General features: G+C 62.4%; 23 protein-coding genes. 10 read left to right on the plus strand and 13 right to left on the minus strand.

The window, feature by feature from the left end:
• Positions 1-31: 31 nt before the first annotated feature.
• The 5 genes from IEV38_RS04025 to IEV38_RS04045 form a co-directional block, all read right to left on the minus strand.
• On the minus strand, positions 32-955 hold the full coding sequence (locus tag IEV38_RS04025; RefSeq protein ID WP_188395430.1) for an NAD-dependent epimerase/dehydratase family protein: 924 nt from the start codon (positions 953-955) through the stop codon (positions 32-34).
• Between the two features lie 169 nt (positions 956-1124).
• On the minus strand, positions 1125-3560 hold the full coding sequence (locus IEV38_RS04030; protein ID WP_188394899.1) for a TonB-dependent siderophore receptor: 2436 nt from the start codon (positions 3558-3560) through the stop codon (positions 1125-1127).
• 179 nt (positions 3561-3739) lie between these two features.
• A complete protein-coding gene (locus IEV38_RS04035; protein WP_188394900.1) occupies positions 3740-4747 on the minus strand; it encodes a FecR family protein in 1008 nt (335 codons plus the stop codon).
• 2 nt (positions 4748-4749) lie between these two features.
• Positions 4750-5274 (minus strand): sigma-70 family RNA polymerase sigma factor, encoded by a 525-nt coding sequence (locus IEV38_RS04040; RefSeq protein ID WP_188394901.1) that lies wholly within the window; start codon positions 5272-5274, stop codon positions 4750-4752.
• 215 nt (positions 5275-5489) lie between these two features.
• The gene (locus tag IEV38_RS04045; protein WP_188394902.1) at positions 5490-6032 is read right to left on the minus strand and encodes a M15 family metallopeptidase; all 543 of its coding nucleotides are present in this window, start codon (positions 6030-6032) and stop codon (positions 5490-5492) included.
• A gap of 129 nt (positions 6033-6161) precedes the next feature.
• Between IEV38_RS04045 and IEV38_RS04050 the strand changes: the two genes are divergently transcribed.
• The 3 genes from IEV38_RS04050 to IEV38_RS04060 all read left to right on the plus strand — a co-directional run bounded on the left by IEV38_RS04050 (position 6162) and on the right by IEV38_RS04060 (position 9113).
• The gene (locus IEV38_RS04050) at positions 6162-6743 is read left to right on the plus strand and encodes a restriction endonuclease (RefSeq protein WP_188394903.1); all 582 of its coding nucleotides are present in this window, start codon (positions 6162-6164) and stop codon (positions 6741-6743) included.
• A gap of 184 nt (positions 6744-6927) precedes the next feature.
• Positions 6928-7356, plus strand: a complete 429-nt coding sequence (locus IEV38_RS04055) for a MarR family winged helix-turn-helix transcriptional regulator (protein WP_188394904.1) — start codon at positions 6928-6930, stop codon at positions 7354-7356.
• Positions 7357-7379: 23 nt separating this feature from the next.
• Positions 7380-9113, plus strand: coding sequence for a chloride channel protein (locus IEV38_RS04060; protein ID WP_188394905.1), 1734 nt, complete (start codon positions 7380-7382; stop codon positions 9111-9113).
• A 77-nt stretch (positions 9114-9190) separates the two neighbouring features.
• Here the strand turns inward: IEV38_RS04060 and IEV38_RS04065 are convergent, their stop codons facing one another.
• Positions 9191-9646: a PAS domain-containing protein gene (locus tag IEV38_RS04065; protein ID WP_188394906.1), complete on the minus strand. Its 456-nt coding sequence runs from the start codon at positions 9644-9646 to the stop codon at positions 9191-9193.
• A 62-nt stretch (positions 9647-9708) separates the two neighbouring features.
• Positions 9709-10884 (minus strand): HPP family protein, encoded by a 1176-nt coding sequence (locus IEV38_RS04070; protein ID WP_188394907.1) that lies wholly within the window; start codon positions 10882-10884, stop codon positions 9709-9711.
• Between the two features lie 312 nt (positions 10885-11196).
• Between IEV38_RS04070 and IEV38_RS04075 the strand changes: the two genes are divergently transcribed.
• Entirely contained in the window at positions 11197-12381 is a 1185-nt protein-coding gene (locus IEV38_RS04075; protein WP_188394908.1) for an alpha-hydroxy acid oxidase, read from the plus strand.
• 50 nt (positions 12382-12431) lie between these two features.
• Here the strand turns inward: IEV38_RS04075 and IEV38_RS15450 are convergent, their stop codons facing one another.
• Positions 12432-12764 carry a Rap1a/Tai family immunity protein gene (locus tag IEV38_RS15450; RefSeq protein WP_371869835.1) on the minus strand — a complete coding sequence of 111 codons (333 nt, stop codon included), beginning with the start codon at positions 12762-12764 and terminating at the stop codon, positions 12432-12434.
• Between the two features lie 29 nt (positions 12765-12793).
• Positions 12794-13765 carry a hypothetical protein gene (locus IEV38_RS04080; RefSeq protein WP_188394909.1) on the minus strand — a complete coding sequence of 324 codons (972 nt, stop codon included), beginning with the start codon at positions 13763-13765 and terminating at the stop codon, positions 12794-12796.
• A 203-nt stretch (positions 13766-13968) separates the two neighbouring features.
• On the opposite strand from IEV38_RS04080, the gene IEV38_RS04085 reads away from it, so the two are divergent.
• On the plus strand, positions 13969-15111 hold the full coding sequence (locus IEV38_RS04085) for a PA0069 family radical SAM protein (RefSeq protein WP_188394910.1): 1143 nt from the start codon (positions 13969-13971) through the stop codon (positions 15109-15111).
• Positions 15112-15121: 10 nt separating this feature from the next.
• Here the strand turns inward: IEV38_RS04085 and IEV38_RS04090 are convergent, their stop codons facing one another.
• Entirely contained in the window at positions 15122-15877 is a 756-nt protein-coding gene (locus IEV38_RS04090; RefSeq protein ID WP_188394911.1) for an SDR family NAD(P)-dependent oxidoreductase, read from the minus strand.
• A 132-nt stretch (positions 15878-16009) separates the two neighbouring features.
• Between IEV38_RS04090 and IEV38_RS04095 the strand changes: the two genes are divergently transcribed.
• The 4 genes from IEV38_RS04095 to IEV38_RS04110 all read left to right on the plus strand — a co-directional run bounded on the left by IEV38_RS04095 (position 16010) and on the right by IEV38_RS04110 (position 19636).
• Complete coding sequence (locus IEV38_RS04095) at positions 16010-16921, plus strand: LysR family transcriptional regulator (protein ID WP_188394912.1); 912 nt, start codon at positions 16010-16012, stop codon at positions 16919-16921.
• 102 nt (positions 16922-17023) lie between these two features.
• Positions 17024-17335, plus strand: a complete 312-nt coding sequence (locus IEV38_RS04100; protein ID WP_194429325.1) for an ArsR/SmtB family transcription factor — start codon at positions 17024-17026, stop codon at positions 17333-17335.
• 28 nt (positions 17336-17363) lie between these two features.
• The gene (locus IEV38_RS04105) at positions 17364-18542 is read left to right on the plus strand and encodes an MFS transporter (RefSeq protein WP_188394913.1); all 1179 of its coding nucleotides are present in this window, start codon (positions 17364-17366) and stop codon (positions 18540-18542) included.
• Positions 18543-18577: 35 nt separating this feature from the next.
• Positions 18578-19636: an alkene reductase gene (locus tag IEV38_RS04110; RefSeq protein WP_188394914.1), complete on the plus strand. Its 1059-nt coding sequence runs from the start codon at positions 18578-18580 to the stop codon at positions 19634-19636.
• 62 nt (positions 19637-19698) lie between these two features.
• On the opposite strand, the gene IEV38_RS04115 is transcribed toward IEV38_RS04110, so the two are convergent.
• Positions 19699-20028: a GNAT family N-acetyltransferase gene (locus IEV38_RS04115; protein ID WP_188394915.1), complete on the minus strand. Its 330-nt coding sequence runs from the start codon at positions 20026-20028 to the stop codon at positions 19699-19701.
• Positions 20029-20107: 79 nt separating this feature from the next.
• On the opposite strand from IEV38_RS04115, the gene IEV38_RS04120 reads away from it, so the two are divergent.
• Complete coding sequence (locus IEV38_RS04120; RefSeq protein WP_188394916.1) at positions 20108-20536, plus strand: YybH family protein; 429 nt, start codon at positions 20108-20110, stop codon at positions 20534-20536.
• Positions 20537-20552: 16 nt separating this feature from the next.
• On the opposite strand, the gene IEV38_RS04125 is transcribed toward IEV38_RS04120, so the two are convergent.
• Both IEV38_RS04125 and IEV38_RS04130 read right to left on the minus strand, forming a co-directional pair.
• A complete protein-coding gene (locus IEV38_RS04125) occupies positions 20553-20951 on the minus strand; it encodes a lysozyme inhibitor LprI family protein (protein ID WP_188394917.1) in 399 nt (132 codons plus the stop codon).
• 131 nt (positions 20952-21082) lie between these two features.
• The gene (locus IEV38_RS04130; protein WP_188394918.1) at positions 21083-21844 is read right to left on the minus strand and encodes an ABC transporter permease; all 762 of its coding nucleotides are present in this window, start codon (positions 21842-21844) and stop codon (positions 21083-21085) included.
• Positions 21845-21848 lie beyond the last annotated feature (4 nt).

Consider the following 21848-nt stretch of genomic DNA (forward strand, 5'->3'; position numbering starts at 1 on the left):
CGGGTTCTCGATGGAGCAGGTCTGCCGACGATCAGCGCGGATTGACGACCGGCAGGTCGGTGCGCATGTCGTCGAGTATCCATTCGAATACCGAGGTGTGGCGCGGCTGCCAGCCCAGTTCACGGCGCGCCTTGTCGGCCGTCACGCGGCTGTTGGAGCCGAACGAATAGACGGCGTGGCCGAAGCCCCATTCCTTGATCGCTTCTTCCACCGGCCACGCTTGCGGTTCGCCGAGGTTCAGGCGGCGGGCGATCGCGGCCACGATGTCGGCATAGGATGCCTCGCCGTTCTCGACGAAGTAGAACGAGCCGGCCGGCGCTTTTTGCAGCGCCAGCAGGTAGAGCTCGGCCACATCTTCGATGTGCACATTGGACCAGACGTTGAGCCCGCGTCCGACGTAGCGTGCGATGCCGCTTTTCTGCGCCTGCGCCACCAGCGGCGGAATCTGCACGCTGTTCGGGCTGGCGCCGAGGCCGGTGCCGTAGATCATGGTGTTGCAGAGAATGACCGAGCGCACGCCGCGCTGCGCGGCATCGAGGATCAGCTTGTCGAGCGCGGCGCGCGCGGCTTTCTCGGGCACCACCTCGACCGGCGTGTTCTCGGCAAACACCTGTTCCGACTTCCATTCGCCGCGCGCATCGTCGCCGACCACGCTGGAACCGCTGGTGTGGAGGAACGGCTTGCCCGAGCCTTCGAGCGCGTCGAGCATGGCCTCGACCGAGGGCCGGTGATCGGAGCTGGCGGCGTTGATCACGGCATCCGCCGCCGCGGCTTCGCGCGCCAGGATGCCTGCATCGTCGAGCGTACCGATGACGGGATCGATGCCGAGCGCACGGATGCGCTCGGCCTGTTCCGCCGTGCGCACCAGTCCGCGCACGCTGTGGCCTTCGCGCAGCATCCGGTGGGCGACCGAGCCGCCGATGTAGCCGGCTGCGCCGGTGATGAAGATGTTCATGGTGACGTCCTTTCGTTTGAATGACATGCCGCGCGCTCCGGCGATGACGTCACTATGCTGGTTTTGATTGCGGAGAAAAACGGCTGGAATGGAAAAAGATATTTGCCTGTCGATCAGTAATGGCCAGGAAAAATGGCTGCCGCGCCGGAGAGCGCGGCAGCCGGTGCCGTCAGAACGTGTATTTGAGATTCAGCATCACGCTGCGCGGTTCGCCCCAGGTGTAGGTGCTGTACCAGTCGAAGACGGTGTGGTACTTCTTGTCCAGCAGGTTGTTGACGTTGACCGAGCCGGACAGGTTGTCGCTGAACTGGTAGCTGGCCATCGCGTCGAGCAGCCAGTAGCTCGGCGTCACATGTTTGACGCTGCTGTTGTCCGGCAGGTACGCCATGCTCCAGCTCTTGTCCTGCCAACGTGCGCCGCCACCGAGGGTCAGGCCCTGCCATTGCCCCTGCAGCTTGTAGCTGGTGAAGAAGCTGAACTGGTTGGCGGGATTGAGCGTGGTCACGCGCTCGCCCTGCTGGCGCGACACGCTGTGCGTGTAGCCGGCCTGCACCTGCCATGCCGGAGAGAGCTGGCCCGATATTTCGAGCTCGTAGCCACGCGTCTTCACACCCTGTGCCGCGCGGAAGGCTGGCGTTCCTCTGGGCGTGACGCCACCGGTCGCCAGCGCGAAGTTGTCCTGCACGAGGTCGAAGTAGGCGGCGCTTGCATTCAGCCGGCCATCGAGGAAGGCTGCCTTGAGACCGATCTCCCGGTTCTTGCCTTCGAGCGGATCGAGCGTGCGGCCCTGTTCGTCCTGTGCCGACTGCGGTTTGAAGATGCCGGTATAGCTGGCATAGACGGAATAGTTCTGGTCGAGGTCATAGACCACTCCCAGGTAAGGCACGAATACACCGGATTCGTCGAGTTCCTGGTCGCGGTTGCGGTAGCTCGACCAGCGTCCGCCCGTGATCAGCTTGAGGTCGTCGCGCAGGTTCCAGCGCGCGGTGGTGTAGAGACCGTGTTCACGCGTGGTTTCGTTGTTCGAGTAGTCGGGCGCGCCCCATGCAGGTTCGGGCGCGTTGCCCTGCCACTGGTAATAGTCGGGGACCGTGAAGTCGTAGCCGGGCAGGTTCCAATAGCCGTCGTTTTTCCAGCGCCGCTTGGCGAAGCTGCCGCCAATCACCAGTTCGTGTTCGCGCCCGACAAGCGAGAAGGGACCGCTCACATAGACGTCGGCTGCATCGCTGGTGGTGCGGCCGATGTATTGTCCGACCCAGAGTTCGGTGCCGGTGCCGTTGGCCGGATTCGGATAGCCGGCCGCCGCTGCGCCCAGGTTGGCGTCATAGCCGTTGATCTGGTGATTGAGCTGCATCTTCGCGACCCAGCCGTTCTCGAGCTGGTGTTCGAGCGTGGCGAAGGCAGTGCGCGTGTACTGCTCCCAGTGGCTCCAGTTGGCGCCGTTGTTGAACGAGCGCGGCATGTCGTTGAAATTGCCGTTGCTGTCGTGGATTGGAATGCCGCCCCAGGTCGAGCCGCGCGGCTTGTTGTTCTGGTAGTCGGCGCCCAGCGTCAGCAGCGTGCGTGGACCGAGATCGGCTTCCAGGATGCCGTAGAACACCGTGGTATCGCGCTGGTAGCGGTCGAGATGCGAATGGCGGTCCTGATAGGTGGCGACGGCACGCGCCCGCAGCGAGCCGCTTTCGTTGACCGCGCCGCCGACATCGACCTCGGTACGGTAGTTGTCCCATGACCCCGCGCCGACGGCGACATGACCCTGGAACTGCCTGGTCGGCTTTTTCCGCACCAGATTGATGGTGGCCCCCGGATCGCCGCTGCCGGTGAGCAGGCCGGTCGCACCTTTCAGGACCTCGACGCGGTCGTAGATCGCCATGTCGCTCAGGGTATTGCCGGCCGAATAGGCGGAGTCGCGCTGCATCGGAATGCCGTCGTACTGGAAGTTCTGGATCGCGAAGCCGCGCGAATAATATTCGGTGCGCTCGCTGTCCCAGGTCACGATGCTGATGCCAGGCGTATGGGCCATCACGCTGTCGATGGAAGTCAGGTTGAAGTCGTCCATCTTCTGGCGCGTGATGACGCTGACGGACTGCGGCGTTTCCCTCGGCGTCAGCACCAGCCGTGTCGCGGTGGCGATGGCGCCGGCTGTGTAGGAGCCGGTGCCTTCGGAAATCTCTCCCAGCTGATTGGCCATGACGGTGACCTGCGGCAGCACCGAGTCGTCGGGCGCGGCATCGCCGGCATTGGATGCGGCCGGCAGCAGCACGTAGCCGGCCGGTGTCTTGCCGATGCGGAATCCGCTGCCCTGAAGCAGCACGTAATAGCCGCGTTCGACACTGTAATTGCCCTGCAGGCCGCGCGTCTGCAGACCCTGCAGCCTGTCGGCCTCGAACGAGAGCGGTGTGCCGGACTGCTGGGCGAACAGGCTCAGCGCCTCGGCCAGCGAGCCGGCCGGTATCGTGTAGCTGGCGGTGCTGCCTGCCTGTTGCGCCTGCGCCGGCTGTATGCCGGCGACGATCAGGCCGGCGCACGCCAGATGGACGGCCAGCGCGAGGGCCGGTAGTGGTTTGCGGGAAAAGGGAAGTGCGCGGAGTTGCGGCGAATGCATGAAGTCCATCCTCTGATTACGTTGAGCCCTGCGGGCGGGTAACGAAAACCGGGAACTGGCTAATGCTGGAATCTCTGCGCTTGGCGGTCCGCTTTCGTCGTGCTGTGCGTTTCATGTGCCTTGACGGATGAAACGCGCGAACACGAACCTGTCGGAAGAAAAATTTTTGAATGCCCGGTTCAGTGATCGCCGGCAGGGCGGTCAACCATGACCAGATACGGGGTGAGCCGACGTATGCGCAGGCCGGGTACGCTGTTGGCAAGCAGTTGCAGCGCCTGCCCGGTGTCTTCCAACGGCAGCACGGCGGTCATGCGGATGTCCTGCAGTTGATCGGCGTCGTAGAAGATGCGCCCGCTGTGGTAGCGATCGAGCTCGTCGAGAATCTGCGGCACCGGACGCGCGCTGACCACGAGCTGATGACGGTTCCAGGCGCTTTCCAGGCGTTCCTGGTTTACGGTCTCGATGGTGCCGAGGCCGTCGCCGTCTATGCGCAGGCGCTGGCCTGCATGCACGATCAGGTGATCCTTGCCATGCGCCGTGCGTACCAGCGTATCGGATTCGAGCATGCTGAGCGTGGTGGTGTCGCGATGTCGATCGACGATGAAACGCGTGCCGAGGGCGCGAATGTCGGCTTCGGCCGTGTCCACCACGAAAGGGCGGGCTGCATCGTGCGCCACATCGATCAGGATGTTGCCGTCCACCAGTTCGATGCTGCGTCGCTCCGCGCTGAAATGGAGATTGACGGCGCTGCCGCCGGCAAGCGTGAGGCGCGTACCGTCTTCGAGCACGTGCGACTGCCACTCTCCGCTTGCCGTCCGCAGGTCTGCGGTCAATGCAGCCGGCGGAAAGGCCTGCGTGGCGAGCCATCCCGCCAGCACCAGGCATAACGCCGACAGGCCGACGGTCACTGCGCGGCGCATGCGCTGCTTCGTCTGCAGGCCGCTTTTCAGTGCGGCCTGCGCCGGCTCCGTGCGGCCGTCAGTCGCTGCACGGATGTCGTCCATCCTGCCAAGCACGCTGTGCAGGCGCGCGGCGGCTTCGGCATGGCTTGGGTCGCGCTGCTGCCAGGCTTCGAATTCGGCGCGTGCCTGCTTGCGCTCGGCCGGTGTGCCGTAGCTCAGCAGCACGATCCAGTCGGCGGCCTGTTCGGCGATCTCGGGCGGCAGCCCGGCGACGTCAGTCTGCATGGTCAGTGTCGCTCGTCCGCCAGCGCCGCGTGGCAGTGCAGCAGCGCCTGCGCCAGATACTTTTGCACCATGCGCACGGAAATGCCGAACTCGGCGGCGATTTCGGGCTGAGTTTTCTCATGGAAGTAGTGCAGGATGAAGGCTTCGCCGGCCTTGGCGGGCAGGGCGGCCAGCGCGTCGGCAAACTGCCGCAATGCCTGGACCGCCATCAGTACGGCTTCCGGCGAGGGTGCGACCGGCAGGTCGTCGGCGATCAGGGCCAGTTCCGCAAGGTAGGCCTGTTCGATCTGCTGGTGGCGTGCGCGGTCGATCAGCAGGCGGCGCGCCATGGTGGTCAGAAAGGCGCGCGGCTCATGGACGCCCGGCAGGATGTCACGTGCGGACAGCAGCTTGAGAAAGGTGTCGTGGGCCAGATCGGCGGCCTGGTCGTGGCAGCCGAGTTTGCGCCGCAGCCAGTTGCGCAGCCAGCCATGGTGATGGCTGTAGAGGGCTTCAACTTGCTCGGTATGGGAATCGGCGGCCGACATGCGTATTTCGGGATCGGCAGGCGACCCGGATGATCGAGAATGATTCGCAATTATAGGGTGGCGCTTCGCCGTGGCGCAAACACGATCGTGTTGGCGGATTTGGTGCCGCAAGCGGTCTGACGTCAAGAATCCATGCTCATGTATTACATGATGTGTATGTGAAATTCTTTATTAATCAATAAGTTGAAATTAAAACTTAATGTAATTTATTGATTTTAATTTTCGTTGTAGAACCAGTGCCACGGCTCGTGAATAAAACCCAGAGTGTTGTCTTTGGGGTACGAAAGGGTGAAGCCGAAGCCGCCGGCATGCGCTTGCAGCCAGCGGTAGGCGTCGGTGTCCTCGAATTCCGGCTCGGTGGCGCGGCAGCCCGGCGTGTTGATGTCGAGCGCGCAGCCGGTGTGGTGTTCGCTGTAGCCGGGCGGCGCGCTGAGGGTCAGGATTTTCTCCATCGGCATGTTGCGGTCGAGCTTGGCCTGGATGATGTCGATCTGCCGTTCGATGGTGCGGAAGGACGACACCACTTCGAGCACGATGCCGTCGCCGCGCGCGGCCATCTTCATGGCCGCCCAGGCGCGGCTGGCGCCCGGCGTCATCAGGCATTCGCGGCCTTCGGGGCTGAAATCGCCGAGCACCAGTTCCCGTGCTTCCGGGTAGAAGGGCAGTTTTTTGTCTGTTATCCACTGCATCGGAATGCCAAGGCGATGCAATTCGCGATGAATGCGCTGCCGGTAGTCGTCGTCCTGCTCAATGTTCATGCGGGTTTTCCGTGATCGGGTGAATCGATGGCGATTTATTCGGCGCGCGCCTACGTGAAATCCCGTATGCGTCCGCCCAACTTTGCTATCATGCCGCCTGCAAAGGAGAGCTTATCCGTGAAATTGAAGATGGCAAAGAATTCGGTGTTCGCTGTGCTGCTGCGCTCGAACTGGTGGGTCAGCGGCGTGGTCGGCCTGGTGTTGGGGCTGATCGGCGTGGTCAGCATGCCGCCCGGATACCGATTGTTTGGCACCATCATGGGCATTCCGTTCCTGATCATCAGCATGATTCGCTTCAAGCAGCAGTGGGACGAGCCAGGCCCGATGCGCACCGAGGAAGTCCTGCAGAAGATGCGCAAGCTGAGCTGGGACCAGTTTGCCGCCGAGGTCGAGGCGGCGCTGCTGCGCGACGGTTTTGCGGTCACGCGCGTGCAGATGGCGGAAGCCGATTTCTCGATCACGGCCGACGGCCGCACCGCGCTGGTGGCCTGCAAGCGCTGGAAGGTACCGAACACCGGCGTCGAGCCGTTGCGCGAACTGCACAAGGCGGTGCAGCGCGAGGGTGCGCACGAGGGGTTCTACATCACCTCCGGTGAATATACGGATACTGCGATCCGCTTTGCGGCCGAAAAGAACATCCGTCTGGTCAATGGCATGCCGCTGGTCAAGCTGCTGCGCGAACTGCGTTATACGGAGACCGGCAAGGTCTGACGGGCAAGGAATTCCGGAGCCTGGCGCAGGGCGTGTCCTGCATCAGGTAGTGGAGGAGGCAGAAGAGTCGGCACAAGCCGACCTGCAACAGAAACCGGCGGGCCGGGCGGCTCGCCGGTTTTTTTATGCGGATTTATATCATAAAGTGATATGATTCCGGCTCGACTTTTCCGGGCCGGATTGCATGGACACGCCTTCCACACTGAAAAAAAGCGATTTCGAGGCGCTCTCGGAATTCCGCTACCAACTGCGCCGCTTCGTGAAGTTCAGCGAGGAAGCGGCCCAAAACGCGGGACTGACGCCGCTGCATTACCTGGTGCTGCTGCATATCAAGGGCTTTCCGGGGCAGGACTGGGCCAGCATCGGCCAGATCGCCGAGCGCCTGCAAATCCAGCATCACGGCGCGGTGGCGCTGGTGTCGCGCTGCGAAAAGGCCGGGCTGGTCACGCGTTCGCCGGGACGCGAAGACCGGCGCCAGGTGCGCGTGCACCTGACCGCGCTGGGCGAGAAGCATCTGCACCACCTGGCCGACCTGCACCGCAAGGAACTGCGCTCGCTTGGCCACGTGTTCCGCGTGGCGCAGATTTCCGCCTTCAACGACGGCGACGCCTAGGCTTCGTCTCTCCAGGATTCTTCATGCACAATCATCTGCGCGATTTCTCGGTTGACCGCCGCCTGCTGTTCTTCTGCACGCTGGCGCTCGTCATCGGCATGGTCAGCACGCTGGCGGCCTGGGTGCTGCTCAATGCCATCCATTTCTTCACCAATCTGTTCTTCTTTCAGGAACTGTCGTTTGCGGACCGGTCGCCGGCCGGGCATACGCTGGGGCTGTGGGTGATCGCGCTGCCGGTCGTCGGCGGGCTGATCGCGGGGCTGGTTGCGCGCTACGGCTCGGACAAGATTCGCGGGCACGGCATTCCGGAAGCGATCGAGGCGATCCTGTTCCGCAAGAGCCAGATGTCGCCCAAGGTCGCGGTGCTCAAGCCGCTGACCTCGGGCATCGTGATCGGCAGCGGCGGGCCGTTCGGCGCCGAAGGGCCGATCATCATGACCGGCGGCGCGATCGGTTCGCTGATCGCCCAGCATTTCCGCATCACTGCGGCCGAACGCAAGGTGTTGCTGGTGGCGGGTGCCACCGCCGGCATGACGGCCGTGTTCGGCACGCCGGTGGCAGCAGTTATGCTGGCGGTCGAACTGCTGCTGTTCGAACTGCGCCCGCGCAGCCTGCTGCCGGTCATCATGGCCTGCGCGACGGCGGCGTTCTGCCGGCCTTTCCTGCTGGAGGGCGGCCCCTTGTTCGCGATGCAGACGGCGGCGCCGGTGTTCCAGGACTTTGCGATCTGCCTGGCTGCCGGTGTGCTGTGCGGCGCGCTGGCGACCCTCATGTCGCGCTGCCTGTACCTGGTCGAGGACTGGTTTTCCAGCTTGCCGCTGCACTGGATGTGGTGGCCCGCCATCGGCGGGCTGATCGTCGGCATCGGCGGCTATTTCGAGCCACGCGCGCTCGGTGTGGGCTACGACGTGATCGCGGACCTGCTCGGCAATCATCTGGCGGTGACGGCGGTAGTCTCGCTGCTGGTGGTCAAGGCCGTGATCTGGATCTTCGCGCTCGGTTCGGGCACCTCGGGCGGCGTGCTGGCCCCGCTATTGATACTCGGCGCCGGACTCGGCACGCTGGTGGCGAGCGTGGCGCCCGGCAGCGATGCCAACCTGTGGCCGCTGGTCTGCATGGCGGCGGTGCTGGCCGGCGTGCTGGGCGCGCCGTTGACGGCGGCCATCTTCGGTCTCGGACTGACGGGCGACTTCAATGCCTTGCTGCCGCTGCTGCTGGCGACCGGCGTGTCCTACGGCTTCACGATCCTGGTCATGCGCCGTTCCATCATGACCGAGAAGATCGCGCGGCGCGGCCTGCATATCTATCGTGAATACGGCGTCGATCCGCAGGAGCGGGCGTTTGTGGCAGACGTGATGTCGGCCGATCCGCTCAGCCTGTCGGGCAGCATGACGTTCGAGGCCGCGCACCGGCTGTATTTCGGTCCCGAACAGCGCTATCGCTTCTATCCGGTGACTGACGACGAGGGCGCCATCGTCGGCATGATGGATCGCAACCTGCTGGCGCGCGGTCTGCGCCTGCATCCCGGGGCCGGCCTGGCCTCCGTTTTCGAGCAGGGGCCGCAGGTAGCGCTGACGACCGAAAGTTGCCAGCGCGTCGGACGCCGCATGGCCGACCTGAACCTGGAATGCCTGCCGGTGGTGGCCGATCTGCATTCGAAGAGATTGATCGGCGTGGTCAGTCGCAGCGACCTGCTGAAGCCGTCGCGTTCCGTCTTCCATGAAGAGCACGTGCGCGAGCGGTTGATCGGCGGCTAGGACGGGACGATAAAAAAGGGGAGCGCATGGCTCCCTTTTTTCTGGCTTGCATCGATCCCTCGATGACGCAGTCTTTTTTACGCGGTCTTTTCCGCCAGCGCCTTTTCGAGTTCGGCCATCTTGACGCGCGTGGCGGCGTCGTTGGCCTGGCGCTCGGTGACGTCGCGCGCGAAGGCGACCGCGCCGAGGATGGTGCCGGCCGCGTCGCGCACCAGATCGAAGCTCATATCGACATAGATGCGTGAGCCATCCTTGTGCATGGAGCGCGTGGTCAGCACCTTGTTGACGTACTTCATCTCGCCGGTCTCGACCGCGTGGTCGAAGCCGCGGTTGTGGGCATCCACCATGCGTTCGGGGATGATGATGTCGAGCTTGCCGCCGATCACGTCTTCCGCCTTGTGGCCGAAGATGCGTTCGGCACCGGCGTTCCAGACCTGCACCAGGCCGTCGCGGTCGGCGAAGATGATGGCGTCGGTGGCGTGGTCGATGATGCTCTTGGCAAGAGCGGGATCGTAGTCGTTGGGGGTTGGCATGGCTATCTCCAGTTGGCTGTGCGCAAGGGTTCGGGCGGAATGCGTGTGTTTTTGCGTGTTTCTCAGCGATCCGCCATCGTGTGTTCGTAGAGGGCGGCGATCAGGTCGCTTTGCGACAGGATGCCGACCAGTTGCTGCTTGTCGTCGATGACAGGCACCTGATGCAGTTCGCGGTCCGACATCAGCGGCACCAGATCGACGATCGACTGCGTGGCCTGGGCCGTGACGACTTCGCGCGTCATGATCTGGCCGACCACCTCGTGCTTGTCGCTGTGACTCATCTGCGACGGCTTGATGAAGTGCGCCAGGCGCTGGCCAAGGCCGGCGTGCGTGTCGCCGGCCGCGTGCGCCAGGTAATCGGCCTTGGTGATGATGCCGATCACATGACGGCCGCGATCGATCACGGGCAGGGCGGTCAGGTCGTGCCGCTGCAGTTGCAGCCAGGCTTCAGCAAGAGGCGTGCCGAACTCGGTGGTGACGACGTCCTTCGACATGATGTCCGCACAGCGCGTGGCACCGACCTTGCGGCGGTAGGCCTGCATCTCGGTCTGCAGCATGATGGCCTCGAGGTCGCCGCGGCTGATGTCGAACACCTGGTTGTAGCGCTTGAGGACTTCGTCGAGGTCCTGCGCCGTGATGCCGGTGCGTTCGGTCGGCGGCGGATCGGCGGTGTCGTGCTTCTTGTTCTGTTCGGCCAGGGCCTGCGGATGGTGCGGGTAGGTGCGGCGCGTTGCATTGTTGTAGAACAGCGCCATCAGGACCATCAGGAAGGAATTGACCATCACCGGCGCCAGCACGAATTCATAGCCCATCGCATGTACCGCGGGGCCGCCGAGCACGGCAGTCAGGGCCACCGCGCCGCTTGGCGGGTGGATGCAGCGGAACCAGAACATGCAGCCGATGGACAGCCCGGCCGCGACGCCGGCCGCCACCACCGGCGCATCGATGAGCTTGACGCAGGTGACGCCGATCACCGCCGCGACGAAATTGCCGCCGATGATGGACCACGGCTGCGCCAGCGGGCTCGACGGCACGCCGAACAGCAAGACCGAAGAGGCGCCCATGGGCGCGATCAGCCAGGCGGTGCCCACCGTGTCGCCGAGCATCAGGTAAGTGACGGAGCCGGTCAGCACCAGGCCGAACAGCGCGCCTGCCGAAGCGCGCATGCGTTCGTAGCGATCGACATAACCCTGGGTAGGAAGAAACCTGCGAAGCCAGTTGCTGAGTAGTGGATGCATGCGGTGTGATGACGACGTTCGAATTCGGGTTGCCGATGATACAGGCAAGGCGTCAGTTTAAATAACATGCATTTTATATGCAATATTGAAGGGAGGTGGACGGATGGGGAAACTGCGTAGTGCGGCGGGCAGGGCGCATGAAAAGCTTTCATCCATACGCCGGGAAGATGCACCGTTTTTGCGCCGCGCCCGCACAAGAGGAAATAGAATGCTTCCAGCATAAACCGAAACCGGACCCAGAACCGGCCTGCGCCGCAAGACCGCATCGCAGTACGTCAGCGCGGCAGGACAATCGACCACCGAGGAGACTGCATGCCCGTCATCACCTGCATCGAAGACCTGCGCGTGCTCGCGCAAAAGCGCGTCCCGCGCATGTTCTACGACTACGCCGACGCCGGTTCGTGGACCGAATGTACCTACCGCGCCAATTGCAGCGACTTCGCGCCGATCAAGTTCCGCCAGCGCGTGGCGGTCAACATGGAGAACCGCACGCTGCGCACCACCATGGTCGGCGAGGATGTGCGCATGCCGGTCGCGCTGGCGCCGACCGGCTTTACCGGCATGCAGCATGCGGACGGCGAAATCCTCGCGGCGCGCGCGGCCGAGCGCTTCGGCGTGCCGTTCACGCTCTCGACCATGAGCATCTGCTCGATCGAGGACATCGCCGCGCATACCAGCAAGCCGTTCTGGTTCCAGCTTTACATGATGAAGGACCGCGCCTTCATCGAACGCCTGATCGCACGCGCCAAGGCCGCCAACTGCTCGGCGCTGGTGCTGACGCTCGACCTGCAGGTGCTGGGCCAGCGCCACAAGGACCTCAAGAACGGCCTGTCGGCGCCGCCCAAGCTGACGCTGCCGAACATCGTGAACATGATGACCAAGCCGCGCTGGTGCCTGGGCATGCTGGGCACGCAGCGGCGCGGTTTCGGCAACATCGTCGGCCATGCGAGCGACGTGTCGGACCTGTCGTCGCTGTCGGCCTGGACTGCGCAGCAGTTCGATCCGGCGCTGTCGTGGGCCGATGTGGAATGGATCAAGCAGCGCTGGGACGGCAAGCTCATCATCAAGGGCATCATGGACCCCGAGGATGCGCGGTTGGCGGTACAGAGCGGGGCGGATGCGATCGTGGTGTCCAACCACGGCGGGCGCCAGCTCGACGGCGCGCTGTCCAGCATCGCCGCCTTGCCGGGCATCGTCGATGCGGTCGGCAGCGAGATCGAGGTCCACATGGATGGCGGCATCCGCTCGGGGCAGGACGTGATCAAGGCGCTCGCGCTGGGCGCCAAGGGCGTCTATATCGGCCGCGCCTTCCTGTACGGACTCGGTGCGATGGGCGAGGCCGGCGTGACCAAGACGTTGGAAATCATCGAGCGAGAACTCGACCTGACCATGGCCTTCTGCGGCTTGACCGACGTGCGCAAGGTCGATAAGGCGATCCTGATTCCGGGCACCTGGCAGGTTCCGCAGAGCTATATTCTTCCTGGCGATCTGGCATAAGAGATATGCGAGATGAAAGAAAGATACCAAAGACAAAGGCGATGGTAGCCTCATCTACAAGGAAACGTATCCTTAAGTAATCCTCCAAACAGGACTTCCGAAGGTAGATGACGTATTTGAGGTTCGTCGCGCAATTGTTTCTTGAATAAGTCGATGAGTTGTAACGTAGTCACATGCTCAGGGAGACAAAAGAATTTTTGCTGCTTCGTAAGATATGCTTGTGCACTTACACCATTCATGAAGCCATTTATAAAACCTACGCAGATGCCTTCTCTCGCATCCTTCGCATTGCAGACATTGTGGTAGTAGTTGCCGTCCAAAGCGAATGTATTAAATGAGCCAACAAGAAGCATTTGCATTAATAATATATTTTTAATTTTCATTTTATGAATAGGAAGTTATTCAAGATTAATTAAGATTGCACAGTCTTTATAAGTTGGGCTGCACGAATCTGTCCGCGAATGATTGTTGCATTAACTTCCAGCTTTACCGGTAGACGTTTTTCAGCACATTCCCAAATTTTCTTGCGGCTGTCTGCATCGATTTCTTCATCTAGGATTGTGATCGAAAACTCACCAGTTTCAGCACTCGCAAGCCAGATTTTTGTGGCACTTTCTCTAAACTCCATGCGAACGATGACAAAATCGTTGGAGATAATTTTTGCGTCTGCCTTTTCTTTTGCAGCTCGCTGATTAATTTCTTGAATTTCTTCCGAATCGAAGGTGATTCTGCCAATTTTTATTTCGGCAGCATCTGATGCCCCTTTAACGATTGCACGAGTACCTTCTTCCGAGGCTTTAGAAAAACGTGCTGCTACTTGGTTCTTCTCAGCTAGTTTGCTGAATTCTTGTAACCGCGCAGTTTCTTGCTGGTTTCCATCAATTGCTATCTGCGCAGCGATTTCAGCCTTTTTAACATCTGCCAATGTCTCGGTAATAGTTATAGCTCCCCATCCAATTGCAATAATTAACGCGACAGTAATGATGGTTTTCCGTTTATCTATGCTATCCATAGAGGTCATGCCTTCCGCGAGCTTTTCTAAAAATCCAGTAATAACAGCAGTAATACTGGTGGAACCTTCATTCACATTGAAAATGAGTTGAAAATCAATTCGCTGCTCACCAGTGAGTTTCCGAATATCATCTGATCCATACAAAGCAAAGGCGGCCGCCCTGTAGAGTTGTTCTTGAAATTCCCACAAGCCTCGAGCAAGTTCAGCTGGGATGCTCGAATCGTATTTCGTGCCTTCAATATGGGCAGTCCATTCCGAAAGTTCTCCAGTAAAAACCAACGGCACGTCAAATTTAGCCCCGTCAGAAATTTTTAAAAGTGCTTCGTCAATTGTTGAGATTAATTCAGCTTGATTATCATTGCGGCCGGGCATTAGAGTTCCTTTTTGTTTTTTGTAAAAGATATTTTTACTTTTCGTAAGTTGCCATACGAGATGGCGAAAGTTTGACGTTTCGTGGATGTACCTTGAAAAGCCTCATGTAACCCCTAATTATCATTGCTAAACAGTAATGTTGCACCACATAAATATGGGATGCCGCCCTGTTTAACTGTATTTATATACAGTATAGTGGGCGCATGATTAATCGTGATTGGCCTCTTGTCTTCAAGCCGTTTCCACTCAAGGCGGAAAAAGGGCGCGGCGCTGTCTCCAATCTGCAGGGCCGCTACGAGGTGCTTGGGCGCGAACGCTTCGACGACGGCTGGACACATGAGGACGAGGAAGAAGACGGCCGCCGTATCGTCACTACCGTCCACCACGAGCAGGCAAAAACCATCCTGAGCCGCAACGCCTCGCCCGACATCCCGTTCGGCGTGTCGCTGAATCCCTACCGTGGTTGCGAGCACGGCTGCATCTATTGTTTCGCGCGTCCCACGCACAGCTATCTGGGCCTGTCGCCCGGCATGGACTTCGAGACGCGGCTGTTCGCCAAGGTCAACGCGCCGGAACTGCTGCGGCAGGAACTGGCGAAGCCTTCCTATATGCCGGAACCGATCGCGCTCGGCATCAACACTGACGCCTACCAGCCCTGCGAACGCACGCTGGGCCTGACGCGGCGCGTACTCGAGGTGCTGCACGAATGCCGTCATCCGGTCGGGCTGATCAGCAAGTCGTCGCTGATCGAGCGCGACATCGACCTGCTTGCGCCGATGGCCGCCGACCGCCTGGCCGGCGCCGCCGTCACGCTGACCACGCTCGATCCGACCATCGCGCGGACGCTGGAACCGCGCGCGGCGGCACCGGCGCGTCGTCTGCGCACGATACGCACGCTGGCCGAGGCCGGCATTCCGGTCAGTGTCAGCATCGCGCCGGTGATCCCGTTCGTGACCGAGCCGGACCTCGAGCACATCGTGCAGGCCGCCTTCGATGCCGGCGCCTGCAGCGCGCACTACATCGTGCTGCGCCTGCCGTGGGAAGTCAGCCCGCTGTTCCGCGAATGGCTGGAGGCGCATTTCCCGGACCGTGCGCAACGCGTGATGAACCGCATCCAGGACATGCGCGGCGGCAAGGACTACGACGCCGACTTCGCCACGCGCATGAAGGGCGAGGGCATCTGGGCCGACCTGATCCGCCAGCGCTTCGAAAAGGCGGTGGCGCGCTACGGCGTACAGGGACCGGACCGTTTTGGCGGGCTCGATACCTCGCAGTTCCGCCGCCCGCTGACGGTGCCGACAAAAGAAAAGGCCGGCAAGCATGCCGGCCAGCTCGACCTGTTCTGATAGAAGGTTCTTAAAGGAACATGCCGCCCGAGGCCTCGATGCGCTGCGCGTTGACCCAGCGGTTGTCGTCCGACAGCAGCGAGGCGATCACGCCGCCGATATCGTCCGGCAGGCCGACGCGGCCGAGCGCGGTCTGCGCGGCGATCATGTCGTTGAGCTGCTTGTTGTCGCGTACTGCGCCGCCGCCGAAATCGGTCTCGATCGCGCCGGGCGCCAGCGTGTTGACCGCGATGCCGCGCGCGCCGAGTTCCTTGGCCATGTAGCGCGTCAGCACCTCGATGCCGCCTTTCATGGTGGCGTAGGCGGCATAGCCGGGCAGGGCGAAGCGGGCCAGGCCGCTCGAGATGTTGATGATGCGTCCACCGTCGGCGATCAGCGGCAGCAGCTTCTGCGTCAGGAAGAACGGCCCCTTCAGATGGATATCGACCAACTGGTCGAACTGTTCCTCGCTGGTGTCGGCAAACGACGCGTGGATGCCGATGCCGGCATTGTTGACGAGGAAATCGAAGCGATCGCGCTGCCAGGTGTTCTGCAGTTCGGCGCGCAGGGCATCGGCAAAGGCGGCGAAACTGGCGCTGTCGGCCACGTCGAGCTGCAGCGCAACGGCCTGCCGGCCGAGGCGGCGGATCTGCGCGACGACCTCGGCCGCCTCGTCCTTGCCGCTGCGGTAGGTCAGGATCACATCGTGGCCCTTGGCCGCCACGTGCAGGGCGGCGTTCTTGCCGAGGCCGCGGCTGGCGCCGGTGATGAGTGCAATCTTGGTCATGTCGTTTCTCCTTGATGAGATTGGTTTGAAGGGTTGGGAAAGGCTGGAAACAAGTCTAGGCGCAGCGCGCGCGTGGATAAATCGGCTTGTTCCAATTACACTGTTCATATAAAGCGAACAATCGGAGCAAAAATGGACAAACTGGAAGCGATGCGCACCTATATGCGCGTGGCCGAACTCGCCAGCTTCACACGTGCGGCCGACAGCCTGGGTTTGCCCAAGGCCAGCGTTTCGACCTCGGTACAAAAGCTCGAGAACCTGCTCGGCACGAGGCTGCTGCACCGGACCACACGGCGTGTGCAGATGACGCAGGACGGGCAGGTGTTCTACGAACGCTGCAAGGACATGCTGGGCGACATGGACGAGCTCGAGTCGCTGTTCCGGCAGACGCCCGACAGCCTGCGCGGACGGCTGCGGGCGGACATGCCGACCGTGGTCGCGCGCGAGGTCGTGATGCCGCGGCTGCCTGAATTCCTGGCGCGTCATCCGCACGTGCGCATCGAACTGAGCAGCACCGACCGTCGCGTCGATCTGGTCGAGGAAGGCTTCGACTGCGTGGTGCGTGCCGGCACGCTGCAGGAATCCGACCTGATCGTGCGGCCGCTCGGCATGCTGCCGATGGTCAATCTCGCCAGCCCGGCCTACATCGAACGGCATGGCGCGCCGGAATCGATTGCCGACCTGGCGCATCACTTTGCGGTCGGCTACGCACCGCGTCTGGGCAGCAGGCCGGACGGCTTCGAATACATGGATGGCGACCAGCGACGCTGGGCAGAGATCGGCATCATCCTTACCGTCAACAACGTGGATGCCTACCAGCAGGCCTGCCTGGCCGGACTCGGCATCATCCAGGTGCCGCGCGCCGGTGTGCGTGCGCTGCTGGCGCAGGGCAGGCTGGTCGAGGTGCTGCCGCAGGTGGGTGCGGCCCCCATGCCGTTGTCGCTGCTGTATCCGAACCGGCGCCACCTGGCGCGGCGCGCGCAGGTGTTCATGGACTGGCTGGCCGGTTTGCTGAAGGATGACTACGCCGAGCAGGCAGGGTAAGCGGCGCGTTTCGCCGGTATCCTGCACGCTTTTCATTTATATCGTAATATGCCGATATAAATTTTTATTTTTCCCGATATTTATTTCGGATTGTTTCGAACCATGACCGACACTCACATCGACATCGACGCCATCCACAAGGCGCTGGCCAATCCCGTGCGACGCCAGATCCTGGCCTGGCTCAAGGAACCGGAAAAGAATTTCCCGGAGCAGGAGCATCCGCTCGACTTCGGCGTCTGCTGCGGCCAGATCGACAAGCGCAGCGGCCTCTCGCAGTCAACGATTTCGGCGCACCTGGCGACCCTGCAGGCGGCCGGCCTCGTCAATTCGCGCCGGGTCGGGCAGTGGGTTTTCTACAAGCGCAACGAAGCGGCCATCGAAGCCTTCCTCTCTTCCATCCACAGCGATCTCTGATCTCCGTCCACCTTCTGCGGACCATCCCATGCCTTTTGCCTTGCTCGTCCTGGCGCTCAGCGCCTTTGCCATCGGTACCACCGAATTCGTCATCATGGGTTTGCTGCCCGACGTCGCGCGCAGCCTGTCCGTTTCCATTCCGAGCGCCGGCTGGCTGATCAGCGGCTATGCGCTGGGCGTCGCCATCGGCGCACCCATCATGGCGGTGGCGACCGCCTCGCTGCCGCGCAAGCGCGCCTTGCTGATCCTGATGGGCATCTTCATCGTCGGCAACGTGCTGTGCGCGGTGGCCGGCAGCTACGGCTTCCTGATGCTGGCGCGCGTCGTCACCTCGCTGTGCCACGGTGCCTTCTTCGGCATTGGCTCGGTGGTGGCTGCCAGCCTGGTCGCGCCGAACCGCAAGGCGTCGGCGGTGGCGCTGATGTTCACCGGCCTCACGCTGGCCAACGTGCTCGGTGTACCGCTTGGCACCGCGCTCGGCCACCTGGCCGGCTGGCAGACGCCGTTCTGGGCAGTGGCGGTGCTCGGCCTGCTGTCGCTGGTCGGCCTGTGGTTTGCGATGCCGTCGCGCAGCGACGAGGAAAAGACCGACCTGCGGGCCGAGATCGGCCAGCTGCGCAGCGCCGGGCTGTGGGTCGCGCTGTCGATGACGGTGCTGTTCTCGGCCGCGATGTTCGCGTTGTTCACCTACATCGCGCCGCTGCTGGAAGAAGTCACGCACCTGCCGCCGCAGGGCGTCACGTGGTCGCTGTTCCTGATCGGCCTCGGCCTCACGGTCGGCAACTACATTGGTGGCCGGCTTGCCGACTGGCGCCTGGGCGCGGCGCTGACCGGTATCTTCATCGCGCTGGCGGTGGTCGGCTCGCTGGTGCGCTGGAGCAGCCCGCACCTGATCCCGATGGAAATCAACCTGTTCCTGTGGGCGCTCGTGAGTTTCGCCGCGGTACCGGGTTTGCAGATCAACGTGATGACCTTCGGCAAGGACGCGCCCAACCTGGTGGCGACGCTGAACATCGGCGCCTTCAACGTCGGCAATGCGCTTGGCGCATGGGCCGGCGGCAGCGCCATCGATGCCGGTCTCGGCCTGCAGTCGGTGCCGCTGGTGGCCGGCGCGCTCGGCGTGCTGGCGGTGGTGGCCACACGCATCTGCATGCGGCTGGCGGCACGCGCCGAGCGGCGCGCGGCGGCTGTGGTCGCCTGCCACTGATTCTCTTTTTTCGATCAACCCAACAGGAAGGAAACATGAGCAATACTCTTTTCACCCCCATCAAGGTCGGCGATCTGGAACTGCCGAATCGTGTTTTCATGGCGCCGCTGACGCGCCTGCGCAGCAGCCCCGGCCGTGTGCCGAACGCGCTGATGGCCGAATACTATGCGCAGCGCGCCTCGGCCGGCCTGATCCTGAGCGAGGCGACCTCGGTCACGCCGCAGGGCGTCGGCTATCCCGATTCGCCGGGCATCTGGTCGGAAGAGCAGGTCGCGGGCTGGAAACTGGTGACCGAGGCCGTGCACAAGGCCGGCGGCCGCATCTTCCTGCAGCTCTGGCACGTGGGCCGCATTTCCGATCCGGTCTATCTCGATGGCGAGCTGCCGGTGGCGCCGAGCGCGATCGCGGCCGAGGGCCACGTGAGCCTGGTACGTCCGAAGAAAGGCTATGAGACGCCGCGCGCGCTGGACCTGGCCGAGATTCCGGGCGTGGTCGCGGCCTACCGCAAGGGCGCGGAGAACGCCAAGCGCGCCGGCTTCGACGGTGTCGAGGTGCATGGCGCCAACGGCTACCTGCTCGACCAGTTCCTGCAGGACAGCACCAACAAGCGCACCGATGCCTACGGCGGCCCGGTCGAGAACCGCGCGCGCCTGATCCTCGAGGTGGTGGACGCCTGCGTCGATGTCTGGGGTGCGCAACGTGTCGGCGTGCATCTGTCGCCGCGTGGCCAGTCGCATTCGATCAGCGACAGCGATCCGCTGGCGACCTTCGGCTACGTGATGAAGGAACTCGACCGCCGCAACGTCGCCTTCGTTTGCGTGCGCGAAGTACTGGGTGACGACCGCCTCGGCCCGCAACTGCGCAAGCTGTATCGCGGCGTCTATATCGTCAACGACGGCGTCTCGCAGGAACAGGCGGAACGTGCGCTGGCGACGGGAGAGGCCGATGCCGCCGCCTTCGGCCGCGTCTTCATCGCCAACCCGGACCTGCCGGCGCGGCTGCAGAAAGGCTTGCCGCTGAATGCGCAGCATCCGGAAACCTTCTATGGCGGCGGGGCGGAAGGCTATACGGATTATCCGGCTGCCGCCGCGTAACCGTAAGGCTCTTGAAGAAAAGCCCTTCCATCGCGGAAGGGCTTTTTTGTTGGCGGCTGCCGTTAGCCGGCGGTATCGCTCCCGCCGATCGCGAACAGCTTTGCCGTCTCCGCGCTGACCATGTCGTGATGCTGCGGCCGCGTGCGCAGGAAGTGCGCAAAGAAGGCGCAGACCGGCACGATGTGCGCGCCCGTCGCCCGGAAATGCGCGACCGCGCTTTCGGCGACGGCGCTGCCATGTCCCTTGCCTTGCAGCGCGGGATTGGTCTCGGTATGCACGAGGACGATGGTGCTGCCGAAGCGGTAGTAGTCGATGAAGCCGAGCAGCGTCTCGCCGTCGAAAACGCGATGGCGTTCGGCCGGCGGGGAACCGTGGGGCAGGGAATCATTCATACTGGTGATGTTCGCATGTTTGTGGCGCTGCCGCATGCATGCTGCACGCAATCCATCATCACAAGAAAGGAGACCCGGCATGCCCGCCGACAAAAAACCGAACAGCCGTACCGCCATGCAGCCCGACGATGCAAGCCGCATCCTGGTCACCGCGATCGAGGTCGGCGACATCGAGACCATCGTCGCGCTCTACGAGCCGGATGCCATCCTGTTCAGCAAATCGGGACGCGCGATGCAGGGCGCGGAGGCGATTCGCCAGGACAATCTGGGCCTGATCGCGCTCAAGCCGACCTTCACGATCGACTTCATCACGGCCACCGTCAGTGCCGACGGTCAGCTCGCGACCAACCGCATGAAGGCCGATCTGGCCTGGACCGACAAGGAAGGGAAGGAAAAGCGGGGCAGCGTGGATACGCTGGAAGTGCTGCGGCGCCAGGCCGACGGATCGTGGCGATACGTGATCGACGATCCGTACGGCAGCATGCGCGCCAATCTGGAACGGCGCTAGGCCGTCATCGCAGCGATCAGGACTTGGGCGCGCGCACGAAGCGGCTCAGGTCGTGGATGCGCTGGTCGGTATGCACACGCATGCAGGAGAAGTACTCGATGCCGCGCAGCGCCGAGCCGCGGTTGTAGATCGCGATGGCCTTGCAGTCGGCGTCAACGAAGTTTTCCCAGGCGCTTTGCGCCTTGTCCATCTGCCTCTTGACGGCCTTGTACGGAATGCCGTCCTCGTCCTTGGATGGAATCTGCTTGAGCAGCGCGGCGTGCGTCTGCGCCAGCTTTTCTTCCGACTCGCGGTAGCGCGCTTCGGCACAGGCGCTCATTTCCTGCGCATTTTCTTTCGACAGGCAGGGGTCAACCTGCTGGGCGAAAGCGGAAACCGGCAGCAGGGCAAGGGCGAACAGGAGGCTTTTTTTCATTGTGGACTTTCCTGAAAGAGGGGAAGAAACCGATGTCGGCCGCGTATGGCGGCGGCCGTTATCATCATGCGCGGACAGCTTGCGTGAAAATTTGCGCAAGGTCAATAAAACCCGTCTTTTTCCCTCGGCAATCAGTGTTTGAGGCGGTAGCCGGTGCGGAAGATCAGCGCCGTCACGCCAAGGCAGACCGCGAGGAAGAACAGCGTCATGCCGATGCTGACGCCGACGCTGACGTCAGCCACGCCGAAGAAGCTCCAGCGGAAGCCGCTGATCAGATAGACCACCGGGTTGATCAGCGCGATCTTCTGCCAGATGTCCGGCAGCATGGAGATCGAATAGAAGCTGCCGCCGAGGAAGGCGAGCGGCGTGATGACCAGCAGCGGGATGATCTGCAGTTTTTCGAAGCCGGTGGCCCAGATGCCGATGATGAAGCCGAACAGGCTGAAGGTGACCGAGGTCAGCAGCAGGAAGAAGATCATCCACAGCGGATGCAGGATCTCGAAGGTGACGAAGAACTCCGACGTGACCAGGATCAGCAGTCCCAGGATCATCGACTTGGTGGCGGCCGCGCCGACATAGCCCATGACGATCTCCGCATGCGAGATCGGTGCCGACAGGATTTCATAGATGGTGCCCGCGTACTTGGGCATGAAGATGCCGAACGAGGCGTTCGAGATGCTCTGCGTCATCAGCGTCATCATGATCAGGCCGGGCACGATGAAGGCGCCATAGCTGACGCCATCGATCTCGGCCATGCGCGAGCCGATGGCGGCGCCGAACACGACGAAGTAGAGCGAGGTGGAAATGACCGGCGAGGCGATGCTCTGCATCAGCGTGCGCCAGGTGCGCGACATTTCGAAATGGTAAATGGCACGGACAGCATAGAGATTCATGACG

It is taken from the genome of Oxalicibacterium flavum (assembly GCF_014635065.1).
Lineage (GTDB): Bacteria > Pseudomonadota > Gammaproteobacteria > Burkholderiales > Burkholderiaceae_D > Oxalicibacterium > Oxalicibacterium flavum.

What these genes read in the sequence shown, in the direction of transcription:
- IEV38_RS04025 (WP_188395430.1), bottom strand. Translation starts at nt 955, where the DNA reads ATGAACATCTTCATCACCGGCGCAGCCGGCTACATCGGCGGCTCGGTC.
- IEV38_RS04030 (WP_188394899.1), bottom strand. Translation starts at nt 3,560, where the DNA reads ATGCATTCGCCGCAACTCCGCGCACTTCCCTTTTCCCGCAAACCACTA.
- IEV38_RS04035 (WP_188394900.1), bottom strand. Translation starts at nt 4,747, where the DNA reads ATGCAGACTGACGTCGCCGGGCTGCCGCCCGAGATCGCCGAACAGGCC.
- IEV38_RS04040 (WP_188394901.1), bottom strand. Translation starts at nt 5,274, where the DNA reads ATGTCGGCCGCCGATTCCCATACCGAGCAAGTTGAAGCCCTCTACAGC.
- IEV38_RS04045 (WP_188394902.1), bottom strand. Translation starts at nt 6,032, where the DNA reads ATGAACATTGAGCAGGACGACGACTACCGGCAGCGCATTCATCGCGAA.
- IEV38_RS04050 (WP_188394903.1), top strand. Translation starts at nt 6,162, where the DNA reads ATGGCAAAGAATTCGGTGTTCGCTGTGCTGCTGCGCTCGAACTGGTGG.
- IEV38_RS04055 (WP_188394904.1), top strand. Translation starts at nt 6,928, where the DNA reads ATGGACACGCCTTCCACACTGAAAAAAAGCGATTTCGAGGCGCTCTCG.
- IEV38_RS04060 (WP_188394905.1), top strand. Translation starts at nt 7,380, where the DNA reads ATGCACAATCATCTGCGCGATTTCTCGGTTGACCGCCGCCTGCTGTTC.
- IEV38_RS04065 (WP_188394906.1), bottom strand. Translation starts at nt 9,646, where the DNA reads ATGCCAACCCCCAACGACTACGATCCCGCTCTTGCCAAGAGCATCATC.
- IEV38_RS04070 (WP_188394907.1), bottom strand. Translation starts at nt 10,884, where the DNA reads ATGCATCCACTACTCAGCAACTGGCTTCGCAGGTTTCTTCCTACCCAG.
- IEV38_RS04075 (WP_188394908.1), top strand. Translation starts at nt 11,197, where the DNA reads ATGCCCGTCATCACCTGCATCGAAGACCTGCGCGTGCTCGCGCAAAAG.
- IEV38_RS15450 (WP_371869835.1), bottom strand. Translation starts at nt 12,764, where the DNA reads ATGAAAATTAAAAATATATTATTAATGCAAATGCTTCTTGTTGGCTCA.
- IEV38_RS04080 (WP_188394909.1), bottom strand. Translation starts at nt 13,765, where the DNA reads ATGCCCGGCCGCAATGATAATCAAGCTGAATTAATCTCAACAATTGAC.
- IEV38_RS04085 (WP_188394910.1), top strand. Translation starts at nt 13,969, where the DNA reads ATGATTAATCGTGATTGGCCTCTTGTCTTCAAGCCGTTTCCACTCAAG.
- IEV38_RS04090 (WP_188394911.1), bottom strand. Translation starts at nt 15,877, where the DNA reads ATGACCAAGATTGCACTCATCACCGGCGCCAGCCGCGGCCTCGGCAAG.
- IEV38_RS04095 (WP_188394912.1), top strand. Translation starts at nt 16,010, where the DNA reads ATGGACAAACTGGAAGCGATGCGCACCTATATGCGCGTGGCCGAACTC.
- IEV38_RS04100 (WP_194429325.1), top strand. Translation starts at nt 17,024, where the DNA reads ATGACCGACACTCACATCGACATCGACGCCATCCACAAGGCGCTGGCC.
- IEV38_RS04105 (WP_188394913.1), top strand. Translation starts at nt 17,364, where the DNA reads ATGCCTTTTGCCTTGCTCGTCCTGGCGCTCAGCGCCTTTGCCATCGGT.
- IEV38_RS04110 (WP_188394914.1), top strand. Translation starts at nt 18,578, where the DNA reads ATGAGCAATACTCTTTTCACCCCCATCAAGGTCGGCGATCTGGAACTG.
- IEV38_RS04115 (WP_188394915.1), bottom strand. Translation starts at nt 20,028, where the DNA reads ATGAATGATTCCCTGCCCCACGGTTCCCCGCCGGCCGAACGCCATCGC.
- IEV38_RS04120 (WP_188394916.1), top strand. Translation starts at nt 20,108, where the DNA reads ATGCCCGCCGACAAAAAACCGAACAGCCGTACCGCCATGCAGCCCGAC.
- IEV38_RS04125 (WP_188394917.1), bottom strand. Translation starts at nt 20,951, where the DNA reads ATGAAAAAAAGCCTCCTGTTCGCCCTTGCCCTGCTGCCGGTTTCCGCT.
- IEV38_RS04130 (WP_188394918.1), bottom strand. Translation starts at nt 21,844, where the DNA reads ATGAATCTCTATGCTGTCCGTGCCATTTACCATTTCGAAATGTCGCGC.